This is a genomic window from Thalassobaculum salexigens DSM 19539 (assembly GCF_000423805.1).
Taxonomy (GTDB): Bacteria; Pseudomonadota; Alphaproteobacteria; order Thalassobaculales; family Thalassobaculaceae; genus Thalassobaculum; species Thalassobaculum litoreum.
Window position 1 is genome coordinate 871,879 of the sequence record NZ_KE384094.1, and the last position, 25,664, is coordinate 897,542.

A 25,664-nucleotide genomic window follows, 5' to 3' on the forward strand; every position below is an offset into this window, starting at 1 on the left:
AAGATCGTGGGGCGGGTCCGGGTCAGCCGCGGATCCAGGTGCCCATGCCGTGACTGGTGAAGAGTTCCAGCAGCACGCCGTGCTGGACCCGGCCGTCGATGATCACCGCCCCTTCGGCGCCGCCTTCGACGGCTTCGATGCAGGTCTCGATCTTCGGGATCATGCCGCCGGAAATCGTGCCGTCGGCGATCAGCGCGCGGGCCTGGGGCACGGTAAGCTCCGGGATCAGGCGGCGGTCCTTGTCCAGCACCCCCTCCACGTCGGTCAGCAGCATGAAGCGGCTGGCGTCGACCGCGGCGGCGACGGCGCCGGCGGCCGTATCGGCGTTGATGTTGAAGGTCTCGCCCTCGGCGCCGAGACCGATCGGCGCGACCACCGGGATCAGGTTCTGGGACACCAGCGACTTCAGCAGCGAGCCGTCCACCTTGGTCGGCTCGCCCACGAAGCCCAGGTCGAGCACCTTCTCGATGTTGCTGTCGGGATCGACCTTGGTGCGGCGCAGCTTCTCCGCCCGGATCAGGCCGCCGTCCTTGCCGGACAGGCCGATGGCGCGGCCGCCGGCCTGATTGATGGCGGCGACGATGCCTTTGTTGATCGCGCCGGACAGCACCATCTCGACGATCTCGACCGTCGCCTGATCGGTGACCCGCAGACCGTCGATGAACTCGCTCTTGATCGCCAGCCGTTCCAGCATCTTACCGATCTGCGGGCCGCCGCCATGCACCACGACCGGGTTCATGCCGACCTGCTGCAGCAGGACCATGTCGGCGGCGAATTTCAGCGCCAGATCGTTGTCGCCCATGGCATGGCCGCCGTACTTGATGACGACCGTCTTGCCGGAATATCGGCGCATGAAGGGGAGCGCCTCCGTCAGGATGCCCGCCTTCGACAGCCATTCGGCCCGCCGCTTGAGGTCGATCGGCTTGCTGGTCATGGCGCTCCTTCCCTCCAATAGAAAACCGGCCTGCGGTTATAGAGCGCCGCGCCCGTCCCGCAAAGCACCCCCGTCAGCTCCGGCACAATCGGGCCGGGCCGCTCGGTCCGGCAATCGGGGAAATGCGGGGTGGTCCGGTCAGGCCGGATTGGCGAAGCGAGCCAGCTCGGCGCGCAGCTCGGGAATGCCGGCACCGGTCTCGCTGCTGGTCGCCAGCACGATCGGATGGGCCGCCGGGTGACGCTTCAGAGCGGCGGACGTCTTCTCGATCATCGCCGCCATCTCGTCCGGCTTCACCTTGTCGCCCTTGGTCAGCACCACCTGATAGGACAGCGCCGCGCGGTCCAGCATGTCCATGGCCTCGGTGTCCAGCTCCTTCAGGCCGTGGCGGCCGTCAATCAGCATGCTGACCCGCTGCAGGGTCGGCCGGCCGCGCAGATAGGCGAACAGCGTATCGGTCCAGATCGCCTGCTTGGCCTTGGACACCTTGGCGTAGCCGTATCCCGGCAGGTCGACCAGCATCAGCCGGCCGCCCAGGTCGAAGAAGATGACCTCCTGGGTCCGCCCCGGAGTGTTCGAGGTCCGGGCCAGGGTCTTGCGGCCGGTGAGCGCGTTGACCAGGCTCGACTTACCGACATTGGAACGGCCGACAAAGGCGACTTCCGGCAGGGTCTCCGGCGGCAGCTGCGGGATCGTCGCCGCGGCGGCCACGAAGCCGCACTCCTGGGCGAACAGCACCCGCGCCGCCTCCAGCTCCGCCTGGGACGGCGCGTCGGGGGTGTCGTGGACCGGCCCGCCCGTCACGACAGCGCGTTCTTCACGCCCATGCGCTTCATGATCACCCACTGCTGCAGGATCGACAGCAGGTTGTTCCAGGTCCAGTAGATCACCAGGCCGGCGGCGAAGCTGGACAGCAGGAAGGTGAACAGCAGCGGCAGGAACATGAAGACCTTGGCCTGCACCGGGTCGGCCGGCTGCGGGTTGAGGCGCTGCTGCAGGTACATGGTCAGGCCCATCAGGACCGGCCAGGCGCCGATCATCAGCATCGCCGGCGGCGACCAGGGAATCAGGCCGAACAGGTTGAAGAGCGTGGTCGGATCCGGCGCCGACAGGTCTCGGATCCAGCCGTAGAACGGCGAGTGACGCATCTCGATGCTGACGAACAGCACCTTGTAGAGCGAGAAGAACACCGGGATCTGCACCACGATCGGCAGACAGCCGGCGGCGGGATTGACCTTCTCCCGCTTGTACATCGCCATCATCTCCTCATTGAGACGCTGGCGGTCGTCGCCATACTTCTCGCGCATCTCCTGCAGCTTCGGCGTCAGCTCCTTCATCTTGGCCATGGACTTGTAGGACTTGTTGGCCAGCGGGAAGAAGATCAGCTTGATGACCACGGTCAGCGCCAGGATCGCCAGGCCGAAATTGCCCAGGATGCCGTGCAGCCAGGTCAGCACGATGAAGAACGGCTTGGTCAGGAAGTAGAACCAGCCGAAGTCGATGGCGAGGTCGAAGCTCGGCGCGCCGATCTGCTCCTCGTACTTGTCGAGCAGGTCGAGGCGCTTGGCGCCGGCGAAGAAATGCGAGGTGTTGGTGACCTCGCCGCCCGCGGCCACCGAGGTCGCGCCGCCGAGATAGTCGACCTGGAAGCGGTCGTTCTGATTGCGCATGGAGTGGCGGAACTTGTAGCTCCACTCGGCCTGCTGGTCCGGCACCAGGGCCGCCAGCCAGTATTTGTCGGTGATGCCGATCCAGCCGCCCGCTGATCTCGCCTCCTGGTCGCCGTCCTCCTGAAGATCGCCGTAGTCGACCTCCTTCAGAGTGTCGTCGAACACGCCGAGCGGGCCTTCATGCAGGATGTAGAAGCCGGTGGTCTCCGGCAGGCCGCCCCGGCTGATCAGACCGTAGGGGAACAGCTCCTGGGCCGCGTCGCTGCCGTTGGTCACCGTGTCCGTGATGGTGAACAGGTAGCCGTCGTCGACGCCGATGGTCCGCTTGAAGGTCAGGCCCTGGGGACTGGTCCAGGTCAGCGTCACCGGCGAGCCGGGCGCCAGCTCCGTCGCGTCGGTCTCCCACTGGGTCTTCGGCCCGGGCAGCGCCAGGTTGGAGCCCGGAGCGGCCACCCAGCCGAATTCAGCGTAGTAGGGCCGCACGTAGTTGGTCGGCTCGAGCAGGTGGATGTGCTCGCTGTTCGGGTCCAGGGTCACTTGGTAATCGTCCAGCACCACGTCGTCGATGCGCGCGCCCACCAGGGAGATCGAGCCGTCGATGGTCGGGGTGTTGATCTCGATGCGCGGGGTCGCCGCCAGGGCCGCCGCGCGATCGGTCTGACCGCCCGGGGTGATCGCCGGGGCAGCGGACGGTGCCGGCGAGGTGCTGGAGTCCGTCGGCGGAACCGGCGCGTCGGAGCCGACACCCGGGGTCGGATCGGCGCCCTGCTCTATAGCCTGCTGCGACGGGGCGGTCGGGGTCCACCCGAACTCCGCGGCTAGGAACTGAAAACCGATCAGGATCACCACGGAGAGGGCGATCGCTAGGATCATGTTCTTCTGGTCGCTCATAGAACGCTTCCGTCGGTACTGGCGCGGGCGGTGCGGGCGCGGGTCTTTTCCGCCGGATAGGCGGTCATGGTCCGGGGGTCGCTCGCGGCGAGCGGCGGCACCGGATCATAGCCGGCGCCTCCCCAGGGATGGCATCTTGCGAAGCGTCTAAGGGCTAGAAGGCCGCCGCGCAAGACCCCGTGTGTCTGAACCGCCTCCACCGCGTATGCCGAGCAGCTCGGGGCGTAGCGGCACGAACCGGCGAAAAAGGGCGACAGGACGTAGCGGTAGAAATAGACAGGCGCCAGGGCGGCGGTCCGAGCGAGCCTGCTGAGCGGCCCAGGTGCCATCACCGACCCTTCTTTTCGATGCGGTCGAGCGCGCCGGCGAGATCCGCCACAAGGTCGTCGTATGGACGCCCGGCGGTGGCCGCGCGGGCGATCAGGACATAGTCGCGACCCGGCATCGCACGGGCGGCGAGGACGTCGTTGACCACGGCCCGCAGGCGCCGTCGCGACCGGTTGCGCGCCACGGCGTTGCCGACCTTGCGGCTGGCGGTATAGCCGACGCGGGCGGGTGCATCGGCATCCTCGCGGACCCGCATCTGCAGGACCAGACCGGGTGCGGCCACCTTGCGCCCACGCGCAACGGCCAGGAAATCCTTCCTGGCCGGCAGTATCTCTAACTTGGCGGAGCCCGACGCGCGCATGCCGTCACTCTCCGGCCTGGGTAGCGCAGATCGCGAGGATCTACGCGGACAGGCGCTTGCGGCCCTTGGCCCGGCGGGCGCGGATCACGTTGCGACCGCCGACCGTGGCCATGCGGGAGCGAAAGCCGTGGCGGCGCTTGCGGACCAGAACGCTCGGTTGATAAGTGCGCTTCACGGGAAGCCTCCGTCACGTCGACTGAATGATGCTCGATATAGCGAGCGCGGGTGTATATAGGCTGCTTCCCGACCTGTCAACGACCCCACCCTCGCTTCATGCCGCCATGGCCGATTTCAGTCTCGCCCTGACCACCGCACCGGAGGCCGCCGACCTCGCCGTCCTGAAGGCCGGGATGCGGCGCTACGAAGTGTCGCGCCTGCCCGGCCTGCCGGACGAAACGGCGGACATGCCCGCCGCGGTCTTCGCCCGGGACGCGGGCGGTGCGGTGATCGGCGGCGTCCGGGGCGATGTGTACTGGAACGGGCTGGAGGTCGAGCTGCTCTGGGTCGACGAGGCGCACCGCCACAAGGGCATCGCAAGCGGCCTGATGGAACGGCTGGAGCAATTCGCGCGCGGGCACGAAGCGGTGGTCGCCTATCTGCGGACCGTGGACGCGCGGCCGTTCTACGAGCGGATGGGCTACGCGGTCTACGGCGTGCTGGAGGACCGGCCGATCGGGACCGTGCTGTATCACATGAAGAAGCGGCTGGACGGCGGGTGAGCGGTCCCGTCCTCTTTTATCCCTTTGCCCGTCATCCCGAAACGAGTTCGGGAAAACGAGAGGGGGAAATGGCATTGGCAGACCTCACCCGACCTCCATCGGCAGCGCCTCGTCGGACACCCATTCCGACAGGGAGGCGTCGTAAAGCGCCACGTTCTCCTTGCCCAGCCGGGTCAGCCAGTAGGTGGTGACCGAAGCGGCGATGCCGCCGCCGCAATAGGGCACCACCCGGGCCGCCTCCATGGCGCCCGCCGCGCGCAGGGCCGCCTCGATCTCCGCCGCCGGCCTGAAGGCGTTGGTCTCCGGATCGAGCAGCGTCGCCGACGGCACGTTGGTCGAGCCGGCGATCCGGCCCGGCCGGCCGTAATGCGCCCCCTCGCCCTTGTGCTGTGCCTCGGACAGGGCGTTGACGATGCACACCCCCGGATCGCCGACCGCCGCCAGCACGCCGTCGCGGCCCACCACCAGCTCCGGACGGGGATGCGGGGTCAGGGTCGCCGGCGGCAGGGACACCGCCCCACGCTCGACCGGACGGCCCTCGGCGCGCCATTTCTTCAGACCGCCGTCCAGCACCGCCGCATTGTCGAAGCCGGCGACCCGCAGCATCCACCAGAACCGGGTCGCCCAGCTCGGATTGTCGGCGGCGTAGAGCACCACCGCCGTGTCGTCGCCGATGCCATGGGTGCCGAACACCTCGGCCAGGCGCTCCGGCGCCGGCATGGTGAAGCGGAACCGGCCCGCGGGATCGGAGAAGTCGCCCATGATGTCGAGGAACCCGGCACCCGGAATATGCGCCTCCTCATAGGCGGGGCGACCGCTTTCGGCGCGCAGGGTGGTCTTGGGATCCGGCACCAGAAAGCAGGTGCAGTCGAACACCCGCACCTCGCCCCGATCCAGGGCGCCGGCCAGCCAGTCGGTGCTCACCAATGTGTCGCGCAGGGCGTAAGTGCTTGATCCGGCCATTGTCCGCGTGCTCCCCTTGATGTCTCCGGTGGCGTCTCTCGCGCCGCCTCTCACCGGACTGTACCGGATGCCTTCCGTCGCACAAATCCGTGCCGCCTTCGATGCCGTGCCCCGCAATGTACAGGGCATGTTCTGGATCGTCCTGTCCGGCCTGATCTTCTCCAGCTTCATGGCGCTGGTGCGGCTGGTCGGCACCACCATGGACCCGATCCAGGCCTCGTTCCTGCGCTACGGTTTCGGGCTGCTGTTCCTGACGCCGTTCTTCCTGCGGGTCACCGCCGTCGACCTGCGGGCCATGCAGTGGAAGCTGCATCTGGGACGCGGCCTGATGCACGGCACCGGCGTCATGCTCTGGTTCTACGCCATGTCGCGGATCCCGCTGGCGGAGGTCACCGCCATCGGCTTCACCGCCCCGGTCTTCGCCACCGTCGGCGCCGCTCTGTTCCTCGGCGAGCGCATCCGGCTGCCGCGCATCACCGCCGTCGTCGTCGGCCTGATGGGGGCGCTGATCATCGTGCGGCCCGGGTTCGCCAACGTCGATCCCGGGGCGATCGCCATGCTGATCGCCGCCCCGCTCTTCGCCTTCTCCGACCTCGTGGCAAAGGCGCTGACCCGCAAGGAATCCGGCCCGGCCGTGGTTGCCTATCTCTCGGTCATCGTCACCCTGGTGACCATGGGACCGGCCATCTCCGTGTGGAAATGGCCGAGCCCGGAGGAATGGTTCCTGATCATCGTCATCGCCGGCCTGGCAACCCTGGGGCACCTGGCCATGGTCCAGGGCTTCAAGGTCGGAGAGATCTCGGCGATCGCGCCGGCCCGCTACGTCCAGCTCCTGTGGTCGGCGCTGATCGGCTTCGCGCTGTTCTCCGAGGTACCGGAGATCTGGACCTGGGTCGGGGCGGCGATCATCGTCTCCGCCGCCATCTATATCGCCCGCCGGGAAGCCGCCGCGCGGGAGCGCGGCCGTCAGACCGTCACCCCCGCCCAGTCGAGTTCCACGAACACCGGATAGTGGTCGGAGGCCTTGCTGTCGCCGATCCAGCTCCGCACGACCGAGCCGGCGAGGTCCGGCGTCGCCACCAGATGGTCGATCTTGTAGGCCGTCTCGCGGGTGTAGAAGGTCGAGGCGACCAACGGGTCGTGACCGGCGGCGACGAACGTGTCCACCAGCTGGTCGGCCCGGCGCAGGCGGCCGCGATGCGGGTCCATCTCGCCGCAGACCAGGGCGATCTCCCGCGAGTCCGCCGTGCAGTTGAAGTCGCCGCCCAGGATCACGCTTGCCGGCAGCGGCACCTCCACCGCGTCACCGTCCCACGCCTGCGGGAACGGCCCGTCGGCCGGCAGCGCGTCGGTCTGCGCCTCCCGGATGAAACGCATCAGCACCTCGACCTGCGGCAGACGCTGTCCGGCGGAGATGTGGGACAGATGGACCGAATAGGCGCGGATGGGACCGGCCGGGGTCTGGCAGATCCCCTCCACCACGCAGCGCTGCACGTCCATGGTCTCCGGCAGGGCGTGCTTCGGCAGGAGCTGGGTGCGCGAGGACAGGATCGGCCAGCGGCTGGCGATCATGTTGCCGAAGGTGCGCCGGCGGTTGACCACCTTGCCGTCCACCACGGTGCTGGCGTCGCTGTCGAAGGTCGAGCCGAACACCACGTGGCGGTTCAGACGCGCCGCCAGTTCCGCCACCTGATCCTCGCCGTCGTTGCGCGTCCAGTTCTGGGTGACTTCCTGGAACAGGACGATGTCCGCCTCGGCGACGGCGTCGGCGATCCGGGCGATGTCGTACCGGCCGTCCTGGCCGAGGGCGTACTGGATGTTGTAGGTGGCGATGACGAGGCGCATCGGTGGGTCCTTGGTCAGTGGATCGGGTATGACGACAGGTGGGCAGGAAGGCGGGCAGGGCCGCCACTATGGCGCCGGGGTGTGACCGCCGTGTGAAACCACCTCCCTCTTGCCGGAACGCCTGCGTGAGGACAATTCCTTTACCATGACCCGATCCGTCCTCGCCCTCCTCGGCCTTCTCCTGCTGGCCGGCTGCTATCTGTCCCGTTCGGCCGACCTGCCGGACGAGCTGGCGCGCACCTGGCAGGGGGCGACGGTGGTGGTGCCGTTCTCCTCGGCCGACCCGGCCATGTCCGACATCACCGGCGACATGGCCGAGGTGGAGCCGCTGCTGCGATCCGCCCGGCTGGCGCCGACCCTGCCGGTGGTGATCTTCCTGCATGGCTGCAACGGCCTGCACCGGGGCTATCGGGTCGATCTGGAGTTCCTGCGCGACCTCGGATACGCGGTGATCGCGCCGGACAGCTTCTCGCGCGCCTACAAACCGACGAGCTGCGACTGGCGCTCGAAATCCGCCGGCGCGCATCCGGGCGTGATCGGCTTCCGGCTGGCGGAGGCCGAGTTCGCGGTCCGGCAGGTGCAGCGCTTCCCCTGGGTCGACCCGGATCGGATCGTCCTGATGGGCCAGAGCGAGGGTGGCATGACGACGGCCAACTATCCGGGCGACGACGTCGCCGCCCGGGTGATCCTGGGCTGGACCTGCCAGATCCCGTGGCCGCCGCTCTGGGGCGTCAAGGGCGAGGACGCGATCCCGGTCCTCTCCGTCGTCAGCGCCGAGGACCGCTGGTTCGACCGCTGGTTCCTGCGCGGCGACTGCGGCGAGGACATGGACGGCTTTGCCGATGCCTCGTCGGTGGTGATCGAGGGCGCGACCCACCACGTGCTCCGCCGCGCCGACGCGCAGGAAGCGGTGGCCGACTTCCTCGCCCGGGTGGTGCCGTCGCCGAAGCTGAAGCGGCTGGCGCGGGAGTAGAGGGCACCCCCTTTCCCGTTCTTACTTTCCTTCACTCCCCGGATTCATTCCGGGGGCCACGGTCGGGCGAGGTGCGGGCGTCAGCCACTCCGCCGCACACTCAGTGCAAGCCGACCGGTAGGCCCCGGAATGAATCCGGGGAGTGAATGGAGGGGCAGAGGGAAAGGCGAATCCCCCTCAGAGCGGCGTCGGTGCCGCCACCCCGAGCTTACCGGCCCATTCCGCCAGACCCTCAATGATCCCGGGATACAGCGCCACCCCGTCCGCCAATGCCGTGCGCTTGCGGGCCAGCGCGCCGTCGCCCGGCAGCCGCACGGCCTCCACGCCCGGGCGCGGCGGGTTGGTGCGGCACAGCTCGGCCAGCCGGTCGGTCTGGCGGGTGAAGGCGTCGGCGCCGGCAAAGGCCGTCGGGTCCTGGACCTGCACCCAGATGCCGGCGCCCCAACCCTCGGGCGGATCGGCCCGGCCATGGCCGGACAGAGCCTGGGTCAGCGCCTCGACGATCAGGGCCAGCCCGTAGCCCTTGTGGCCGTGGTCCAGTCCGCCGACCGGCAGGATCGTGCCCGGCGGGTCGGTGAACAGCACCGACGGATCCTTGGACGGGTTGCCGTCGGCGTCGATCAGCCAGTCGTGCTCGAGATTCCGTCCCTCCTTGTGCAGGCGGTTGGTCAGGCCGTTGGTGGTGATCGACGCGGAGATGTCGATCAGGATCGGATCGCCGGAGGTCGGGATGCCGACCGCGACCGGATCCGGCGTGTAGATCGCCCGGGTGCCGCCGAAGGGGGCGACGCTGGCCACCGACGGATCGGAGCAGGTCAGGGTCACCATCATGCCCGGGGCCGTCGCGCGCTCCAGGAAGGCGGCGAGGCAGGCGATGTGATGGGCGCGGCGGATGGAGACGGTACAGGTTCCGTACTGCCGGGCCCGCTCCACCGCCAGGTCGACCGCCGTCGCCGTCAGCCACACGCCGGACAGCCGCCGGCCGTCCCACACCACCACCGGTCCACGGTCGGACAGAACCTCCGGGGCGCCGGCCGCCGTCATCGAGCCGTCGGCCAGGGCCGCCAGATACGGCGCCACGAGCTGCAGGCCGTGGGTGGTATGCCCCATCAGGTCGGCCTCCACCATCAGCGGCGCCACCAGGGCGGCCTTGTCGGCCTCCAGGCCGGCCGCGGCGAACAGGGCCTCGGCATAGTCGATCAGCGCCTCGGCGGCGTAGTGTTCTGTCATGGCGTCGTCTCTCCCTTGGCGGCCGCGATCAATGCCACGTTACCGTGCAGATGCAGTATCTGATGCTCAAGCCCGAGCTCGGTAAACCACCGACTGTAATCGTCGAGCCGCGCCGGCCGGTTGCTCGGGGACAGGTCGGCCTCGTAGTCGGCGAAACTTGCGGCGGTGCGCATCGGCCGGCCGTGGATCTTCTCGATTCGGTCCCAGACGGCCTGCTGAAGTCGAAAGGTCGACGGCGCCGTCAGCCGCAGCCGGTCGTACAGCAGGAACACGCCGCCGGGGGCGAGCCGCTCGGCCGCCCAGGCGATCACCGACCGCTTGGCCCCGTCATCGAGGTCATGGAAGGTCAGGGCGGTGGCAACCACCTTGAAGGGCCCACCGGCGATCTCGATCGACCCGATGTCGCCCAGGTCCCCCTCGACGAACCGGGCCCGGTCGCCGAACCGATCGCGCGACGCCTGCAGCGACTCGCCCTTCCGGTCCAGCCCGACGAACGCGACATCGTCGCGGCGCCGGAACAGCAGATGGGCCAGATAGCCGGTGCCGCAGCCGAGATCGAGCAGGGCGTCGCCCGGCTGCAGCACTGCGGCGGCGGCGCTCACCAGGATGTCGAGTTGCTCGGCGCGGGTCGGATGGCCGCCGATCGGATCTTCCATACGCTAAGTCCTCATGACTCAAGAGGTTACAGGCGGAACCGGTGAAATGGCCGAGTTCCGCAGCTTTTGCCTTGATTTTAGATAAAACTTTACATAAATTCCCCTCACCTACAGTCCTTCAGAAAGAGGGAAGACGATGACCAGAATGGTGACTGATAAGGCTTTTGCCCTTCTATCTCAATCTGTTGCCGACATTGTCGGCAACGAAACCAAGATTGCGACGGCGCTCATGCGCGCCATTAACAGTGGGAGTTCGGTGGATCTGATGATGGCCCAGGCCTCGTTCGAAGACCTCGACGTAGCGACCCGGCGCCAGATTCACGGCCATGCGATGCGCTTGGCCGACACGGTGCACTGATCCGGGGGACGGATACGCAAATCCTCTGTTTTGTCGCTTTTGAAGGTGTCGTGGGATCCCCCACCCCCACGGCGCTGTTTCCCCGGCCAGCCTCCAAAGGCGGCCGGGGAAACCCCTTCGCGCGCGGATCCTGGACCCGGTTCTAATTCTTCTCGGCCTTCTCGAGATCGGCGTAGCAGCGCTCCGCGCCGGCATGCAGCGGTACGTTGACCCCGTCCAGGGCCGAGGTCAGCCGGATCTGCCTGCCGCCGGGATGACCGCCATCCAGCAGGGTGCGGGTGGCGTCGTTCCACAGCGCCTTGCAGACGGCATAGACCAGATCCTCCGACGCCTTGGCGGTGGTAACCCACTGCGCGGTGACGCCGAAGGTGTCGATCTCCTTCTGGTCGCTGCCGTAGATGCCGGCCGGGATCGGTACCCGGGAGAGGAACTCGTGGCGCGCCAGCAGCGTCTCCACGGCGGGGCCGGACAGGGGCACGATCCGCGCCTTGCCCGCGCGCATCAGGTCGGCCACCGCATTGGTGGGTACGCCGGCGACGATGAAGAAGGCGTCCAGTTCGCCTCGGGACATCAGGCTCGCCGCGGGTCCGGGCTTCATGTATTCGGCGATCACGCCGCCGGTCCCGATCCCTGCCGCATTCAGCAGACCGGTCGACAGCAGCAGCGTGCCCGAGCCGGGCTCGTCCAGGGAAACGCGGTGGCCGGCCAGTTCCGCCAGCGTGGTGATGGCGGTGTCCTCGCCGACCACCAGCTGCATGTGCTCGGCATAGAGCGAGGCGATGACCCGCAGGTCGGTCATCGGCGCGCGATCCGCGAAAGCGCCGGTGCCGGTATAGGCGGCGTGGATCACATCGGACTGAGCGAAGCCGGAATCGATCTCGCCACGCTCCATCGCCTCGATATTCGCCACCGAGCCGTTGGACGACACCACGATGCCGATTAGGCCGGGCACGCCGCAGCTTCCGCCGGCCTCGCAGGCGCGGGAGCCGGGCGGGTTGGAGATCGCGTTGCCGATGATCGAGCCGATCGGATAGTAGGTGCCGTTCACCCCGCCGGTGCCGATGCGGAAGAATTTCGGCTCCTGGGCGGACGCGGCGGGCAGGCTGGCGGACAGCAGAGGGACAAGCAGGAGCAGGGCGACGGACAGTCGGGCCAGGGTCGTCATCTTTCTGCTTCGGCTCCCTTGATCAGGTTGCGCGGTGGAGTCGTCGGCCAGAATCTGGCTGCCGCCGCGGAGGGAACGCCGATGACCTTGAGACGACACCGGCGACGCCCTTAATCGAGGCACCCTCACTTCAGATAGTAACGCACGAGTGCCTTGGCACCGTCGGAATTCCACTCCGCGTCACCGAGGATCCGCCCCATCACCTTGCCGTCCGGCGCAATCAGCACCGTCGTCGGCAGGCCGGTCGCCTTCATCTCGCGGGCCAGCGCGCCCTTGGGGTCGGCGGCCGTCCTCAGGTGCTCCACCTCGAGGCCGTCCAGGAACGGCTGCGCCACCTCCAGCCCCTTGCGGTCGATGGAGATGATCAGCACCCGGAACGCGTCGCTGCCCAGATCGGCCTGAAGCTCGTCCAGGGCGGGCAGTTCGCGGATGCACGGGGCGCACCAGGTGGCCCAGAAATTCACCAGGAGCGTCTGCCCCTTGTATGCGTCGAGGTTGATGCGCTCGCCGTCCGGGTCTAGGAAGTCGATGGCCGGTGCGGGCTGCGGATCCGCGAAGGCCTCCCAGTCCCCGTAGCCGCCGGAAAAAGCCGGCGGTCCGGAGGCGGAGGCCCGGGTCAGGAAGACGCCGCCCGCAGCGAGTGCCGCAACGAGACCGACCACCCCGCCAACCAGCGCCAGCCGCACCGGCGACCAGGACGAGAGCGAACCGAGAAACGTCATGACCGAACCTTCTTCTGCGAACACGATGTGGGGCGGCCGCTTCGCCGCCGGGCCGGCGGAAGCCATGGAACGGATCAACCCGTCCATCGATTTCGACCGGCGCTTCTGGCGCGAGGACATCCAGGGCTCCAAGGCCCACGCGCAGATGCTGGTCGCCCAGGGCATCCTCACCGCCGAAGATGGGGCGGCCATCGCCCAGGGTCTAGAGGACATCTGGGGCGAGATCGAGTCCGGTGAGTTCAAATTCTCGCGCGCACTGGAGGATATCCACCTGAACGTGGAGAGCCGGCTGCGCGAAAAGATCGGCGACGCCGCCGGTCGCCTGCACACGGGTCGGTCGCGCAACGATCAGGTCGCGACCGACATGAAGCTCTGGGTCCGCGGCGCCATCGACGCCCTGGATGTCGAGATGAAGGACCTGCAGGCCGCGCTGATCGACCAGGCGGATCGCAACGCCGACACCATCATGCCCGGCTTCACCCACCTGCAGCCGGCCCAGCCGGTCACCCTGGGCCACCACATGCTGGCCTATGTGGAGATGATCGGCCGCGACCGCTCGCGTCTCGCCGACGCCCGGCGGCGCCTGAACGAGTGCCCGCTCGGGGCGGCCGCCCTCGCCGGCACGCCGTTCCCGATCGACCGCCACATGACCGCCTCCGCGCTCGGCTTCGACCGGCCGGCCGCCAATTCGCTGGATGCGGTGTCCGACCGCGACTTCGTTCTGGAGCTGCTGGCCGCCGCCGGAATCTGCGCGGTGCACCTGTCGCGTCTCGCCGAGGAGCTGGTGATCTGGACCACGGCCCAGTTCCGCTTCGTGAAGCTGTCCGACGCCTTCACCACCGGCAGCTCGATCATGCCGCAGAAGAAGAACGCCGACGGGGCGGAGCTGGTCCGCGGCAAGACCGGCCGCGTGCTCGGCGCCTTCACCGCGATCGCCGTGGTCCTGAAGGGCCTGCCGCTGGCCTACGGCAAGGACATGCAGGAGGACAAGGAGCCGTGCTTCGACGCGGTCGACACCCTGGGCCTGTGCATCGCCTGCACCACCGGCATGATCCGCGACATGGAGGCCAACCCCGCCGCCCTGCGCAAGGCGGTGGATGCCGGCTTCCCGACCGCCACCGACCTCGCCGACTGGCTGGTGCGCGAGGCCGGCATGCCGTTCCGTGACGCCCACCACGTCACCGGCCGGGTCGTGCGCGCCGCCGAGGAGCGCGGCGGCGGTCTGGAGGATCTGCCGCTGGAGGTCATGCGGGAGATCGATCCGGCGATTGACGACCGCATCTTCGCGGTGCTGTCTGTGGAGGCGTCGGTGAACGCCCGCATGAGCTATGGCGGCACCGCCCCGGCCCGGGTGCGCGAGCAGGTCGCCGCCGCCCGGGAGCGGTTCCTGGACGACGGTTCCTGACAGGGAGGGTGAGCATGGACGAGACCCGCCGCCGACTGGCTCTGACCCTCGCGGCCCTGGCCCTGGGCGGCCTCGCGGCCTGCGGCAAGCGAGGCGACCCGAGCCCGCCGAAGGACAAGCCGGTCCTCCACCCGCGCAACTACCCGGCCCAGACCAAGACCAAGGTGCTGCAGGAGTAGGAATTGGGAGAGGGAAGCGGGTCCATCCCCTTATTTCTCACTCCCCGGCCTTGTGCCGGGGCAAGGCATCCTCCAGGCGGGCGCCCGACGAAATGCACCGACGCCCGCCCAGATGGCAGGGCTGGCCCCGGAACAGGTCCGGGGAGTGCGCAATCGGGGAGGGATATGGGTCGTGGCGTGATATCCGCCTTCCCTCCCCCGAACACATCCGCTTGAATCACCGTGCCGGGGCTTGACCACCCCTGCCTGTCGACCAACACTCCCTACATCGGCGCCCGGTTTGGCGGTCGCTTCGGAGCGGGTTCCGGCCAGGCATGATCGTGCCGGCCGGAAGAAGCCGCCGGCGCACCGGACGCCCCGACGATGGTGGAGACCCGTGGTGCGTGACCCGCAGACGCCGGACCGGTCAACGTCCCAAGACCGGTCAAGGTCCGGGAAGCAGGACGACACCAGTCGCCCGCTTGCCCTGAAACTCGCCCTGTCGAAAGCCGTTCTCGGCTGGGAACGGCTGTGGCCGTCCCTGTGGCCGCCCATCGTGATCGCCGCCACCTTCATCGCCCTGGCGCTGATCGGCGTGCCGCACTGGCTCGGCGACCTGACCTACGGCTGGGGCCATCTGGCGCTGCTGCTGATCCTCGGCGCCGCCTTCCTGTGGAGCCTGCGGCGCGGCGCGGTGCGCTGGCAGCCGGCGACCCACGGGGACGCCGTGCGCCGCCTGGAGCGCGACAGCGGCCTCACCCACCGGCCGCTGAGCAGTCTGGCCGATCGGCCGGCCGACGAGGCCAACTACATGGGTCTGGCGATCTGGCGGGCCCACCTGAAGCGGGAAGCCGCCCGGCTGAGAGGTCTCAAGGTCGCCCCGCCGGAACCGGCGATGGCCAAGCTCGACCGGTTCGGCCTGCGCGCCGGGCTGGCGCTGGCGCTGGTGCTCGGGCTGGCGATCGCCGCCGGCAACCCGGGGCAGCGGATCGCGCTCGCCTTCCAGCCCGATCTGCGCTCGCCCTACGCGTCGGCCCCGCCGACCCTGGATGTCTGGATCAACCCGCCGGCCTATACCGGTCGGGTGCCGATGCTGCTGGCCCGGGCCGCCGACAAGCCGGCGGACGGCGCGGAAGCCGCCTCCCCCGATAGCGCCTCCCCTGCTGAGCCGGGCGCGCCCGAGCGGCTGGCGGTCCCGGTGGGCTCGGTCCTGCTCGCCAAGGTGAATGGCGGCGACGGCACCCCGGAACTGGCGGTGACCGACGGCGACGGCGACGGGGCCCGCGAGACCGTGCTGCCCTTCGAGACCGTGGGCACCCGCGCCCACCAGATCGAGAAGCCGATCGAGGCCGGCACGGCCCTCACCATCCGCCAGGACGGCGACAGGCTCGCCGGCTGGACCATCACCGTCGTGCCCGACCTGAAGCCGACCGTCACCATGGCCGAGCCGCCGGCCGCCACCGAGCGGGCGGCCCTGATGATCCATTTCGCCGCCTCCGACGATTACGGCCTGGCCTCGGTCGAGGCGCGGATCGACCGGCTGAGCAGCACGGCCGAGGTGGCCAGCGATGAGCCGATCATCCTGCCGCTGTCCCTGCCCGGTGCCGCCCCGGAGGCGGTGGACGCCAAGGATTATCACGACCTCACGCCGCATCCCTGGGCCGGACAGCCGGTCCGCATCACCCTGGTGGCCCGCGACGCGATCGGCCAGGAGGGGATCAGCGAGCCGCTGAACATCATCCTGCCCGAGCGCCAGTTCACCCACCCGGTCGCCCAGGCGATCATCGAACAGCGCAAGCGCCTGACCACCGAGCCCGGCGCGAAGGACGACATCGCCCAGGTGCTGATGTCGATCGCGGTCCGGCCGCACCACTACTACGAGGACATCGTCACCTTCCTCGCCCTGCGCACCGCGGCCGGCCGCCTCGTGCTGAACGACGAAGGCCCGGAGATGATCGAGGCGGTGCAGAAGCTGCTCTGGGACACCGCCCTGCGGGTCGAGGACGGCGAGCTGTCCCTAGCCGAGCGCGAGCTGCGCGAGATCGAGCGCAAGATCATGGACCTGCTGGCCGAGGACAGCGTCGATCAGGCCGAGCTGGACAAGCTGCTCGACGAGATGCGGCAGGCGATCGACAAGATGCTGCAGGCGATGGCCGAGCAGATGCAGGAGATGATGCGCAACGGCGAGCAGAACGCCGAGCAGATGCAGGAGGTCGACCCCAACCGGATCATCGAGCGCCAGGACCTGATGGACATGCTGGAGCGGGCCCGGCAGATGGCCCAGGCCGGCGCCAAGGACGCGGCGCGCGAGATGCTGTCGCAGCTGCGCGAGATGATGGAGAACCTGCGTGCCGGGCGGCCGCAGATGATGTCGCCGGAGCAGCTCGCCGCCCGCGAGATGATGCGCCAGCTCCAGGACCTCGCCGAGCAGCAGCAGCGGCTGATGGACGAGACTTTCAAGAACCACCAGCAGGGCGAGGAGCAGTTCGGCAACCGCGGCCAGCAGAATCTGGGCCAGCAGCCCGGACAGCAGGGTCAGCGGCCCGGCCAGGGTCAACAGGGCCAGGGTCAACAGGGCCAGCGGGGTCAGGGTCAGCCCGGTCAGGGCCAACCGGGCCGCGACGGCAGCCCCCAGGGCATGACCTCCGAGCAGCTCGCCCAGATGCAGGAGCAGCTCCGCCGCCAGCTCGGCGAGTTCATGCGCAAGCTCGGCGAGGGGATGGGTCAGATCCCGCAACCCTTCGGACAGGCAGAGCGGTCGATGAAGGGGGCGGGCGACGCGCTCGGCCAGAACCAGCCGGGCGAGGCGGTCGGCCCCCAGGGCGATGCGATCGAGGCCCTGCAGGACGGCGCCCAGGCGCTGTCCGAGGCGATGCAGCAACAGCAGCAGGCCGGCGGCGGTGCCGCCCCCACACCCGGCGCCCAGGGCCGCGCTCAGGACGGCCAGATCCGAGATCCGCTGAACAACGACCGCGAGGACAGCCAGGGCTACGCCACCGACAGCACCACCCGACACGGCCTGCCGGCGGAAAGCGACCTGCTGCGCTCCCGGCGGATCTTCGACGAACTGCGCAAGCGATCCGGCGAGCGCGGCCGTCCGGCCCAGGAGCTGGATTATATCGACCGGCTGCTGAAGCGGTTCTGACGGCCCGCCGACCGGGCCGTCGCCGCGCGGACGGGTGGATGGGCCGCGCCCGTTCCCGATCACGCAAGGATGACAGAACCGGCCCCGCTTCCTATGTGTTTAGCCTGGCAATGGGACAGAGCTGCGAAGGGGCAGGGATATGGCGCGACCGGAAATCGACTGGGACGATGAGTACTCGGCCCCGAAACGCCGGTTCCTCCCAGGCCGCGGCGTGGCCCGTATCGGCGGGTATTCCCTGATCGTTCTGGTCGTCCTGATCCTGCTCTACTACGTCGTCGGCGCCTTCATCATGCACAGCATCGATGACGATCCGAATTTCCAGGCGATCAACGAGCCCGAGGGCGGCAGCCACGCGGTCGCCGCGACCGCGGCCCTGATCGACCGGGAGATCGACACCCATTTCTGGACCGCCAACGACCCGTTCTTCTATCCCTCGGCCCTGCTCGACAACACGCCGAACTACCAGCAGGGCATCATCTACGCCCTGTCGCGCTTCACCATCGAGATGGCCGACCAGATCGGCCGGACCCGCGGGTCGTCGGAGGTGGATGCCGATCTCGACAAGGCGGCGGGGCTGCTGAAGTATCCCGGCAATGTCTGGATCTTCGACCTCTCCACCTCGTTCCTGCCCACCCCGGCCTCGGAGACCCAGTACCGCGCCGCGTCGCGCGCCCTGAAGGCCTACAACGACAGGCTGGCGGCGGGCCAGGCGATCTTCGAGCGCCGCTCGGACAACCTGATCGCCACCCTGGACCGGATCGCCTCCGATCTGGGGTCGGCCTCGGCGACCCTTGACCAGCATCTGGCCAAGCCGCGCCCGCTGCTCGTCGACACCAAGGTCGACGACATCTTCTACGGGGTGAAGGGCCGGCTCTACGGCTACTCGATCCTGCTGCGGGAGCTGGGGCGCGATTTCGACGGGGTGATCAAGGACCGCCAGCTCGGCCCGGCCTGGGAGCAGATGATGCAGTCGCTGAACCAGGCGGCGATCCTCGACCCGGTGGTGGTCATGAACGGCGCGCCGGACGGCGCCTATTTCCCGAGCCATCTGGCGGTTCAGGGCTTCTACCTCCTGCGCGCCCGCACCCAGCTCCGAGAAATCACCAACATCCTGCTGAAGTAGGCAGGCTCGCGCGTCGTCCCACTTCCTCCGTCTCCCCGGCCCTGCGCCGGGGCCCAGGGATAGAGCAACCGGGCCGTTGGGAGTCTTCTCGCGATACACGCTCCAGCCGATGGATGGCTGGATCCCGGCGCAAGGCCGGGAAGACGGCAGCGGAAGGCCGCGCGGCAGGCGGCGGGAAGCACCGGCAGGCGTTCAGGCAAGCATCAGCCCCCTACGTCACCACATCCACCTCCGGCGGGCCGGAGCGGCGGGCGGTGGCGCGGTCGACGGTCTCCTGAACCTCTCGGTAGCGCCGGGCCGCCTCGGCACTGGCGGTGCGGGCGTCCGTGTCCCCGTCCTGGCCGAACGCCTGGGCGAGGAAGGACGCGGTCGGCCGGCTGGTGAGGAGCGGGCGGCGGAAGACGTCGCCGCGGTCGAGGAACGGATTTTCGCGTGTCGCCGGCCGGCCGGCCGACGCGCCGACCGGAACGGCCACGGCATCGGGAACAGGACGCTCCGGGCGATCCGGACGGCCGCGTCCGGCACCCAGGGACTCATCGGCATCGGCACGCGTGTAGGGAACGACGGCGCGACCGCCCGTCGGGACGGGTAGATAACTTCCCGGCGGGGGGCCGGGGCCGTCGACAGGCGAGACCATGGGGTCCTGCCTCCCTCAAGGATCGACAGCCCCAGTCTAGCGTAGAAATGTTAAGAGAAAACCAGAGAAAGGTTTAAGATCGAAGGTTAACAGCGGTTAACCACGTTAAGAGTCGTCGGTGTCCCGCTTCGACAGCGCGCCCGTCCCAAGCTCCATCAGCTGCCGCTGCAGCGTCTCGAGCTGGGTCTGGAGTTGGCGCACCGCCGCCGCCGTATCCTCGCCCGATCCGCCCGAGGCTGGCTCGGCGCTGGACTGGGCCGGCTTCGCACCGCCGCCCGTGGCCGTGCCGCCCGGCGGGGTGAACATGGACATCGCCTGTTCCAGCATGGTCAGGTTGCGCTTGGTCATGTCCTCGATCGAGCCGAACGGGTACATGCCGCCGAACGCCTCGGACATGTAGCTCCGCATCCGCTCCTGATTCTGGGAGAACGCGGCCATGGAGGATTCCAGATACCCCGGCACCACCATCTGCAGGTTGTCGCCGTAGAAGCTGATGAGCTGGCGCAGGAAGCCGATGGGGAGCAGGTTCTGCCCCTTGGACTCCTCCTCCACGATGATCTGGGTCAGCACCGCGCGGGTGATGTCCTCGCCGGTCTTGGCATCGTAGACCACGAACTCTACGCCATCCTTCACCATCTGACACAGGTGGTCGAGGGTGACGTAGCTGCTCGTCGCCGTGTTGTAGAGCCGTCGGTTGGCGTATTTCTTGATGGTGATCGCTTGAGCGCCGCCGGTGGCGCCGGACCCATCCTCCGCCTCCGACCGTCGGCCGACCGTCGACGCCTTCGCCGCCGCAGCCTTGCGGCCGGGGGCCCGGGTCGTCTTCTTGGCGGCGTCAGTCTTGGAGCTATCCGTCATGGCTTACTGTCCCACCCTCGGTTCAGTTTTTAGCGTTTCTTTTAACAGTGCGCCGCTCGTTTGTGCTTTGCAACGATGATGTCCGGAATCCGTGCAATTTCCCGGTCTTGCAACGTGTGGCGGCGCGGAAGGCTGTACAACCAGTAGGGTTGTCCCGCGCGCTTGGCCCGCCCGTGGCGGCGTGAGATACTGCGGCGCCATGACCGGACCGCACGACATGAACGACACCTCAGACAGCTCCGCCCCGCCGCCCGATGCCGGCGATCTGGCGCGCCGGTTCATGGACCTGTGGCAAACCCAGGTCCAGGCCATGGCCACAGATCCGGAGGTCGCCGACGCGGTGCGCCGCTGGACCGCGCTGTGGACCGGCCAGGGTTTCTCGGGCCCGTCCGCGCGACCGATGGCCGACGGGCTGCAGCCCGGCTACGCGCCCGGCGGCGCCGCTTCCTCTTCATCTGCGCCCGCTTCGCCTTATAGTGCCGGCCATGACGGCGACAGCGAACGGTATCGGAAGCAGCAGCAGGGACGCCCCACGGCCGGGGCCGCGCCCGCTGCCCCTGTATCTGAGCGCGGCGGCGACGACCTGGCTCTCATCCTACGCGAGCTCCGTCGCCTGGAAGAACGGATCGCTCGACTGGAAGCCCGGCTTGAGCGAGACGGCGGCGAGCCTGAAGACCCAGCTCGACGCCCTGGAGGCGGCAAGAGCCGCAGCGGCCGCCGGTCGTAACCCCTCCGCCGCGCCGGACAGCTTCGAGACCGCCATGGAGGAGGAGGTGCGCCGGCGCCTCGACCGCTTTCTGTCCGGCATCGAGCGCTACCGCCACCACCCCTACCGACGAGCCGTCGCCGAGCCCGCCGTCTGCTGGAAGGACGGCGCCACCCTGCTGCTCGACTACGGCACCGTCCCGGGCGCCGCCCCCGGCGGCATCCCGATCCTGGTCGTCCCCTCCCTGGTCAACCGCGGCTACGTGCTCGACCTGACCGAGGAGCGCTCGCTGCTGCGCGACCTGGCCCGGCGCGGCTACCGGCCGTTCCTGGTCGAGTGGGGGTTTCCCGGCGAGGCGGAGCGGCGGTTCTCGCTGACCGACTACGTCGCCGGCCGGCTGGAGGCGGCCCTGGAAGCCGTCCTCACCATCACCGGCACCCGCCCCGCCCTGCTGGGCTACTGCATGGGCGGGCTGCTGGCCCTGGCCCTGGCCCAGCGCCGGCCGCGCGACGTCGCCGGCCTGCTGCTGCTCGCCACGCCGTTCGACTTCGCCGCCGACGCCCCGCCGATCGCCGCCGCCCTGCCCGGGGCCGAGCCGTGGATGGCCGGCACGATCGAGACCCTGGGCTGGCTGCCGACCGACTGGATCCAGGCGCTGTTCTTCGCCCTCGACCCGCTGCTGGTGATCAACAAGTTCCTGCGCTTCGGCCAGGACAGCGGCGACACGCCGGAGGCGCTGGCCTTCGTCGCCCTGGAGGACTGGCTGAACGACGGCGTGCCGCTGGCCGCCCCGGTGGCGCGCGAGGCCCTGTTCGGCTGGTACGGCCGCAACACCCCTGCAATCGGGGACTGGCGGATTGCCGGACGGACGGTTATTCCGGAACAGGTGACGGTGCCGGCGCTCGCCATGATCCCGGCGCGCGACCGCATCGTCCCGCCCGCCTCGGCCCGCGCCCTGGCCGACCGCCTGCCGAACGCCACCCGCGCCGATGTCGCGCTGGGCCATATCGGCATGGTGGTCAGCGCCGGCGCGCCCCGACGGGCCTGGACGACCCTGCATACCTGGCTCGCCGAGACGCTGCCGGGCTGACGCAACGAGAAGAGATCAACGATCGCCCGTCAGGGCATCCGGGAGGAAGACAGACCATGACCGACGCCGCCGCCGCCTCTACCTCTGCCGCTGACGCCGCCGCTACAGCCGAGTTGGGCGCCATTCCGGAGACCGACCTGGAGACGGTCCGCGACGAGTTCCACGTGCTGCACGAGATCGTCAAGCGCGCCCGCGCCAACCTGGACCGCAACACCTGGGACTACCTGCGCGGCGGCACCGAGAGCGAGACCACGGTCAAGCGCAACCGGCTGGCCTTCGACAAGGTCGCCTTCCGCCCGCGCGTGCTCAACGACATGCGCGAGATCGACACCGGCGGCACCTTCCTGACCCACAAGGTCAGCCTGCCGGTCCTGCTCTGCCCGATCGGCAGCCTGGAGAGCTTCGCCGCCAACGGCCCGGTCCAGGCGATGCGCGCCGCCGCCCATGCCGGCGTGCCGCTGTTCCTGTCCTCGGTCGGCACCGTGCCGCTGGAGGACGTGGCCAAGATCGAGGGCGGCACCAAGGTGTTCTGCCTGTACAAGCGCGGCGACGATTCCTGGCTGGACGACATCGTCGCCCGCGCCGTCGACCACGGCTACGACGCCTTCGCGCTGACCGTCGACAGCGCCTGGTACAGCCGGCGCGAGCGCGACATGGCCAACCGCTTCGTGAAGCCCTGGCGCCAGGTGCCCGGCATGGAGTTCCAGAAGGCGCTGAACTGGAAGGACGTGGAGCGGTTCAAGAAGACCCACGACATCCCGCTGATCCTGAAGGGCATCGCCACCGCCGAGGACGCCCGCCTGGCGGTCGAGCACGGCGCCGACATGATCTACGTCTCCAACCATGGCGGCCGCCAGCTCGACCACGGGCTGGGCGCGCTCGACGTGCTGCCGGAGGTGGCCGACGCGGTCGCCGGCCGGGCGAAGATCGCGGTGGACGGCGGCGTGACCCGCGGCTCCGACATCATCAAGGCCCGGGCGCTGGGCGCCGACGCGGTCGGCATCGGCCGGATGCTGTGCTGCGGCCTCGCCGCCGGCGGGGCCGCCGGGGTGGTGCGGGTGCTGGAGCTGCTGGAGGAGGAGGTCCGCATCGATCTCGGCCTGCTCGGGCTGAATTCGTTCAACGACATCGACGGGCGCTACATCGCCTATACCGACCCGGTGGAGCCGGCCCATGTGTGGAGCCAGTATCCGCTGCTGGCGGCGGACGACTATACGTACTGAGGGGGCACGTATTGAGGCGGCATGTATTGAGGCGGCACGTATTGAGGCGGCGCCGCGCGCGTTCCGACGCCGGCACCCGCCATCCTCCCTCACCGTCTTCCCGGCCGGCCTGAAAGGCTGAGCCGGGACCCAGCCCCGCCGTCGCCGGGGCCTGTGACCCCCAGGCCCGAAGCGTGCCAGCCTATCCTGCCCCGACCGCCACCGGCATCGCCAGCACCCGCAGCAGCAGGTGCGCATAGCCGACCGCGTCGTCCTCCGCCCGGTGGCTGTGCGGGACGGCGCCGAGCCACTCCGGCGGGTAGCGCTTCTCGTGCAGGGTGGCCGGGTCCCGGCCGAGCCGTCCGGCGATCAGGCTCGGCAGGTCCAGCGCGGTGGGCGCGAACAGCGCCTCACCAGAGAGCGGGCCCCTATTCAGCGGCACCCCCACATAGCGCCGCAGATACCAGTCCACCCAGATGCCGTCGAAGGTGAGCGGATGGGCGACGAAGATCCGCGGTGCCGGCAGCGCCCGCACCCAGTCGGCCCAGCGGGTCATGGCCTCGCCCGGCGCCACCGGATCGGATGTGGCCGCCGCCCAGGCCTCCGGCTGGGTCCGCCACCAGGCGGCCGTCTCCGGATGGGCGGCGTGGCCCAGCTGCGGGGCGAGGTTGATGGTGAAGGTGTCCACAATCCCCCGCCCCGGCGCACAGGCGGCCGTGGCGAGCGATAGCATCGACTGCGCCTCCGGCTCCGGGCCGTCGGTCTCGATATCGGTGACGAGGTATAGGGTCATTGGATGCTGTCGCCCAACCCCAACACGGCTTTGAATGGATAAACAGTTACCATTGTTTTCAGTTGACGCGACACCTGGAATACTTGACTCAATTAAGAAGTGTTTATACAATTAAACTCAAATCAATTTCATGCCTTCTGGAGAATTATGGCCTATAAAAACTCCCAGATTGATAAATCCAACTTCAAGTGGTTCGAAAATGATGATTCAAGAGCGTCTCTTCGCGAAATACGGCTGACAAAAGGGACAATTCGTGGCCTTACGAATTTCTCCATTTCACTTAACTATCCAATTACAGTATTTTCTGGAGGTAATGGATCAGGAAAATCCACTATACTTGCTTTAGCCACCTGCGCCTTTCACAATAAAAACGATGGGTTTTATCCGCCCTTAAGAAATAAAAATTACTATACATTTCATGATTTTTTTGTTCAATCCAGCGCAGAGACAACCGTTGAGGGAGTAGAAATTCTTTATGGAATTCATCATAACCGCTGGCATCTTGTTGAACCTGGCATTCGCTTTCAAGCTCGAAAAAAAGGGAAAGGAGGAAAATGGAACGACTACGACCTACGAGTTGATCGTAACGTAATTTACTTCGGTGTTCAGAGGGTAGTTCCGCACTACGAGCGTAGCACTCATAAATCTTACCGTAGTAAATTTAAGCCTGGAACGATGAATGGAGAAGACAGAAAACGAATTGCTGAAATTGCAACTCGAATAATTGGAAAATCTTATACCAATTTTGACTCTTACGAGCACACCAAATATACTCTGCCCGTCGCGTCTTCTAATGGTATATCCTATTCTGGGTTTAATATGGGTGCTGGTGAAGGGTCCGTTTTTGAAATCTTGACCGCCCTTTTTGCCGCAGGCCCAGGAACCCTACTAGTTATCGATGAAATTGAACTCGGCTTGCACGAGTTAGCTCAAGTTCGACTTATCGATGAATTAAAAAAGCTCTGCCACAAAATGAAATGCCAGATAGTGTGCTCGACACATTCTCACGCAATACTTAGAAATCTCCCCCCTGAAGCCCGGTTTCATGTAGAAAGCATCAATGAGAAAACTTTCATTACTCCCGGCGCATCGCCAGATTTTGTTTGCGGGAAAATGGGCCGTCCCGACGCGCACGAGCTTGATATATTTGTCGAAGATGGCGTGGGAGTCGAAATGCTGCAAGCCGCGTTACCTGCAGGCCTTAGAAAAAGAGTTAAGATAAAGTCAATTGGATCACACGCTGCTGTAATTCGGCAGCTTTCCTCAAGAAAACTTGAAAGCATACATAATTGTATATGCGTTCTGGACGGAGATCAAAATGGAAATTTAAAAACAGCCATTTCCATTGCTCAATCCGCCTGTGAATGCAGCACTCCCGATGAAAGGCAAGACGTTGAATCTTGGATATCTGAAAGGGTATTTTATCTCCCTGGATCTGACTGGCCAGAACGATGGATAATTGAAGAAACTTCTATTTTAATAAATAGTACAGATACCTCAAAGGCCGAATTCTTAATGAACATCTGGGGAATAGAAAGCATTAACGACCTGATCAATGCGTTTAAAGAAGCTGAATATGCAGAAAAGCATGGTGAATTTCGAGATTTATCTCTGGCCATCGACTTAACTGAAGCCACCACTCGACACGACTTAATATCCTTTGTAATAAAAAACCGCGATAGTGAGTTCGAACATTTAATAGAAGAGATTCACAATCGCCTTCCGTAGTCACA

General features: G+C 67.3%; 27 protein-coding genes. 12 read left to right on the forward strand and 15 right to left on the reverse strand.

What is annotated here, in order from left to right; translation table 11 throughout:
- Window positions 1–22: 22 nt before the first annotated feature.
- The 6 genes from argB to rpmH form a co-directional block, all read right to left on the reverse strand.
- Window positions 23–934 carry an acetylglutamate kinase gene (gene argB, locus G578_RS0119305; protein ID WP_028795646.1) on the reverse strand — a complete coding sequence of 304 codons (912 nt, stop codon included), beginning with the start codon at window positions 932–934 and terminating at the stop codon, window positions 23–25.
- Between the two features lie 138 nt (window positions 935–1,072).
- Window positions 1,073–1,738 carry a ribosome biogenesis GTP-binding protein YihA/YsxC gene (yihA, locus tag G578_RS0119310; protein ID WP_028795647.1) on the reverse strand — a complete coding sequence of 222 codons (666 nt, stop codon included), beginning with the start codon at window positions 1,736–1,738 and terminating at the stop codon, window positions 1,073–1,075.
- On the reverse strand, window positions 1,735–3,495 hold the full coding sequence (gene yidC / locus G578_RS0119315; RefSeq protein ID WP_028795648.1) for a membrane protein insertase YidC: 1,761 nt from the start codon (window positions 3,493–3,495) through the stop codon (window positions 1,735–1,737). The genes yihA and yidC overlap by 4 nt, the downstream gene beginning before the upstream one ends.
- A complete protein-coding gene (gene yidD / locus G578_RS29210; protein WP_084619029.1) occupies window positions 3,492–3,824 on the reverse strand; it encodes a membrane protein insertion efficiency factor YidD in 333 nt (110 codons plus the stop codon). The genes yidC and yidD overlap by 4 nt, the downstream gene beginning before the upstream one ends.
- The gene (rnpA, locus tag G578_RS0119320; protein WP_028795649.1) at window positions 3,824–4,183 is read right to left on the reverse strand and encodes a ribonuclease P protein component; all 360 of its coding nucleotides are present in this window, start codon (window positions 4,181–4,183) and stop codon (window positions 3,824–3,826) included. The genes yidD and rnpA overlap by 1 nt, the downstream gene beginning before the upstream one ends.
- 40 nt (window positions 4,184–4,223) lie before the next feature.
- Window positions 4,224–4,358, reverse strand: coding sequence for a 50S ribosomal protein L34 (gene rpmH / locus G578_RS0119325; protein ID WP_028795650.1), 135 nt, complete (start codon window positions 4,356–4,358; stop codon window positions 4,224–4,226).
- 106 nt (window positions 4,359–4,464) lie between these two features.
- Between rpmH and G578_RS0119330 the strand changes: the two genes are divergently transcribed.
- Window positions 4,465–4,902: a GNAT family N-acetyltransferase gene (locus G578_RS0119330; RefSeq protein ID WP_028795651.1), complete on the forward strand. Its 438-nt coding sequence runs from the start codon at window positions 4,465–4,467 to the stop codon at window positions 4,900–4,902.
- A gap of 84 nt (window positions 4,903–4,986) precedes the next feature.
- Here the strand turns inward: G578_RS0119330 and G578_RS0119335 are convergent, their stop codons facing one another.
- Window positions 4,987–5,865: a sulfurtransferase gene (locus G578_RS0119335; protein ID WP_038015187.1), complete on the reverse strand. Its 879-nt coding sequence runs from the start codon at window positions 5,863–5,865 to the stop codon at window positions 4,987–4,989.
- A gap of 67 nt (window positions 5,866–5,932) precedes the next feature.
- Here G578_RS0119335 and G578_RS0119340 point away from each other — a divergent pair, with 67 nt between their 5' ends.
- Window positions 5,933–6,877, forward strand: a complete 945-nt coding sequence (locus tag G578_RS0119340) for a DMT family transporter (protein WP_038015188.1) — start codon at window positions 5,933–5,935, stop codon at window positions 6,875–6,877.
- Here the strand turns inward: G578_RS0119340 and G578_RS0119345 are convergent.
- Window positions 6,832–7,710, reverse strand: coding sequence for an endonuclease/exonuclease/phosphatase family protein (locus G578_RS0119345; RefSeq protein ID WP_028795654.1), 879 nt, complete (start codon window positions 7,708–7,710; stop codon window positions 6,832–6,834). The two genes, G578_RS0119340 and G578_RS0119345, sit on opposite strands and share 46 nt — an antisense overlap.
- Before the next feature lie 145 nt (window positions 7,711–7,855).
- Between G578_RS0119345 and G578_RS0119350 the strand changes: the two genes are divergently transcribed.
- On the forward strand, window positions 7,856–8,683 hold the full coding sequence (locus G578_RS0119350; RefSeq protein WP_028795655.1) for a dienelactone hydrolase family protein: 828 nt from the start codon (window positions 7,856–7,858) through the stop codon (window positions 8,681–8,683).
- 177 nt (window positions 8,684–8,860) lie between these two features.
- Here G578_RS0119350 and G578_RS0119355 read toward each other — a convergent pair whose 3' ends face one another.
- Entirely contained in the window at window positions 8,861–9,913 is a 1,053-nt protein-coding gene (locus G578_RS0119355) for an Ldh family oxidoreductase (RefSeq protein WP_028795656.1), read from the reverse strand.
- The gene (locus G578_RS28680; RefSeq protein ID WP_028795657.1) at window positions 9,910–10,569 is read right to left on the reverse strand and encodes a class I SAM-dependent methyltransferase; all 660 of its coding nucleotides are present in this window, start codon (window positions 10,567–10,569) and stop codon (window positions 9,910–9,912) included. Before G578_RS28680 ends, G578_RS0119355 begins: the two co-directional genes overlap by 4 nt.
- Before the next feature lie 136 nt (window positions 10,570–10,705).
- On the opposite strand from G578_RS28680, the gene G578_RS27140 reads away from it, so the two are divergent.
- Window positions 10,706–10,927, forward strand: a complete 222-nt coding sequence (locus tag G578_RS27140) for a hypothetical protein (RefSeq protein ID WP_038015189.1) — start codon at window positions 10,706–10,708, stop codon at window positions 10,925–10,927.
- A gap of 142 nt (window positions 10,928–11,069) precedes the next feature.
- Here G578_RS27140 and G578_RS0119370 read toward each other — a convergent pair whose 3' ends face one another.
- Both G578_RS0119370 and G578_RS27145 read right to left on the reverse strand, forming a co-directional pair.
- The gene (locus G578_RS0119370) at window positions 11,070–12,092 is read right to left on the reverse strand and encodes a TAXI family TRAP transporter solute-binding subunit (protein ID WP_028795658.1); all 1,023 of its coding nucleotides are present in this window, start codon (window positions 12,090–12,092) and stop codon (window positions 11,070–11,072) included.
- A 125-nt stretch (window positions 12,093–12,217) separates the two neighbouring features.
- Window positions 12,218–12,814 carry a TlpA family protein disulfide reductase gene (locus G578_RS27145; protein ID WP_051245027.1) on the reverse strand — a complete coding sequence of 199 codons (597 nt, stop codon included), beginning with the start codon at window positions 12,812–12,814 and terminating at the stop codon, window positions 12,218–12,220.
- Between G578_RS27145 and argH the strand changes: the two genes are divergently transcribed.
- The 4 genes from argH (at window position 12,813) to G578_RS0119395 (ending at window position 18,645) form a co-directional block, all read left to right on the forward strand.
- On the forward strand, window positions 12,813–14,219 hold the full coding sequence (gene argH / locus G578_RS0119380; protein WP_028795659.1) for an argininosuccinate lyase: 1,407 nt from the start codon (window positions 12,813–12,815) through the stop codon (window positions 14,217–14,219). The two genes, G578_RS27145 and argH, sit on opposite strands and share 2 nt — an antisense overlap.
- 14 nt (window positions 14,220–14,233) lie before the next feature.
- Window positions 14,234–14,398 carry a hypothetical protein gene (locus G578_RS29660; protein ID WP_156907392.1) on the forward strand — a complete coding sequence of 55 codons (165 nt, stop codon included), beginning with the start codon at window positions 14,234–14,236 and terminating at the stop codon, window positions 14,396–14,398.
- Between the two features lie 379 nt (window positions 14,399–14,777).
- Complete coding sequence (locus G578_RS27150; protein WP_051245028.1) at window positions 14,778–17,522, forward strand: TIGR02302 family protein; 2,745 nt, start codon at window positions 14,778–14,780, stop codon at window positions 17,520–17,522.
- A gap of 139 nt (window positions 17,523–17,661) precedes the next feature.
- The gene (locus tag G578_RS0119395) at window positions 17,662–18,645 is read left to right on the forward strand and encodes a DUF2333 family protein (protein ID WP_028795660.1); all 984 of its coding nucleotides are present in this window, start codon (window positions 17,662–17,664) and stop codon (window positions 18,643–18,645) included.
- A gap of 211 nt (window positions 18,646–18,856) precedes the next feature.
- On the opposite strand, the gene G578_RS0119400 is transcribed toward G578_RS0119395, so the two are convergent.
- Both G578_RS0119400 and phaR read right to left on the reverse strand, forming a co-directional pair.
- Entirely contained in the window at window positions 18,857–19,120 is a 264-nt protein-coding gene (locus G578_RS0119400; protein WP_028795661.1) for a hypothetical protein, read from the reverse strand.
- Between the two features lie 267 nt (window positions 19,121–19,387).
- Window positions 19,388–20,140 (reverse strand): polyhydroxyalkanoate synthesis repressor PhaR, encoded by a 753-nt coding sequence (gene phaR, locus G578_RS27155; protein ID WP_084619032.1) that lies wholly within the window; start codon window positions 20,138–20,140, stop codon window positions 19,388–19,390.
- 217 nt (window positions 20,141–20,357) lie between these two features.
- Between phaR and G578_RS30230 the strand changes: the two genes are divergently transcribed.
- From G578_RS30230 to G578_RS27165, 3 genes are read left to right on the forward strand one after another with little or no spacing between them, the layout of a single operon-like run.
- Window positions 20,358–20,867, forward strand: coding sequence for a hypothetical protein (locus tag G578_RS30230; RefSeq protein WP_245565649.1), 510 nt, complete (start codon window positions 20,358–20,360; stop codon window positions 20,865–20,867).
- A complete protein-coding gene (locus tag G578_RS27160; RefSeq protein WP_245565650.1) occupies window positions 20,788–21,936 on the forward strand; it encodes an alpha/beta fold hydrolase in 1,149 nt (382 codons plus the stop codon). Before G578_RS30230 ends, G578_RS27160 begins: the two co-directional genes overlap by 80 nt.
- A 56-nt stretch (window positions 21,937–21,992) precedes the next feature.
- Window positions 21,993–23,159, forward strand: a complete 1,167-nt coding sequence (locus G578_RS27165; protein ID WP_084619033.1) for an alpha-hydroxy acid oxidase — start codon at window positions 21,993–21,995, stop codon at window positions 23,157–23,159.
- 181 nt (window positions 23,160–23,340) lie between these two features.
- On the opposite strand, the gene G578_RS27170 is transcribed toward G578_RS27165, so the two are convergent.
- Window positions 23,341–23,931 carry a 3'-5' exonuclease family protein gene (locus G578_RS27170; RefSeq protein WP_038015191.1) on the reverse strand — a complete coding sequence of 197 codons (591 nt, stop codon included), beginning with the start codon at window positions 23,929–23,931 and terminating at the stop codon, window positions 23,341–23,343.
- A 147-nt stretch (window positions 23,932–24,078) separates the two neighbouring features.
- Between G578_RS27170 and G578_RS29220 the strand changes: the two genes are divergently transcribed.
- On the forward strand, window positions 24,079–25,659 hold the full coding sequence (locus tag G578_RS29220; protein WP_156907393.1) for an ATP-dependent nuclease: 1,581 nt from the start codon (window positions 24,079–24,081) through the stop codon (window positions 25,657–25,659).
- Window positions 25,660–25,664: the final 5 nt, after the last annotated feature.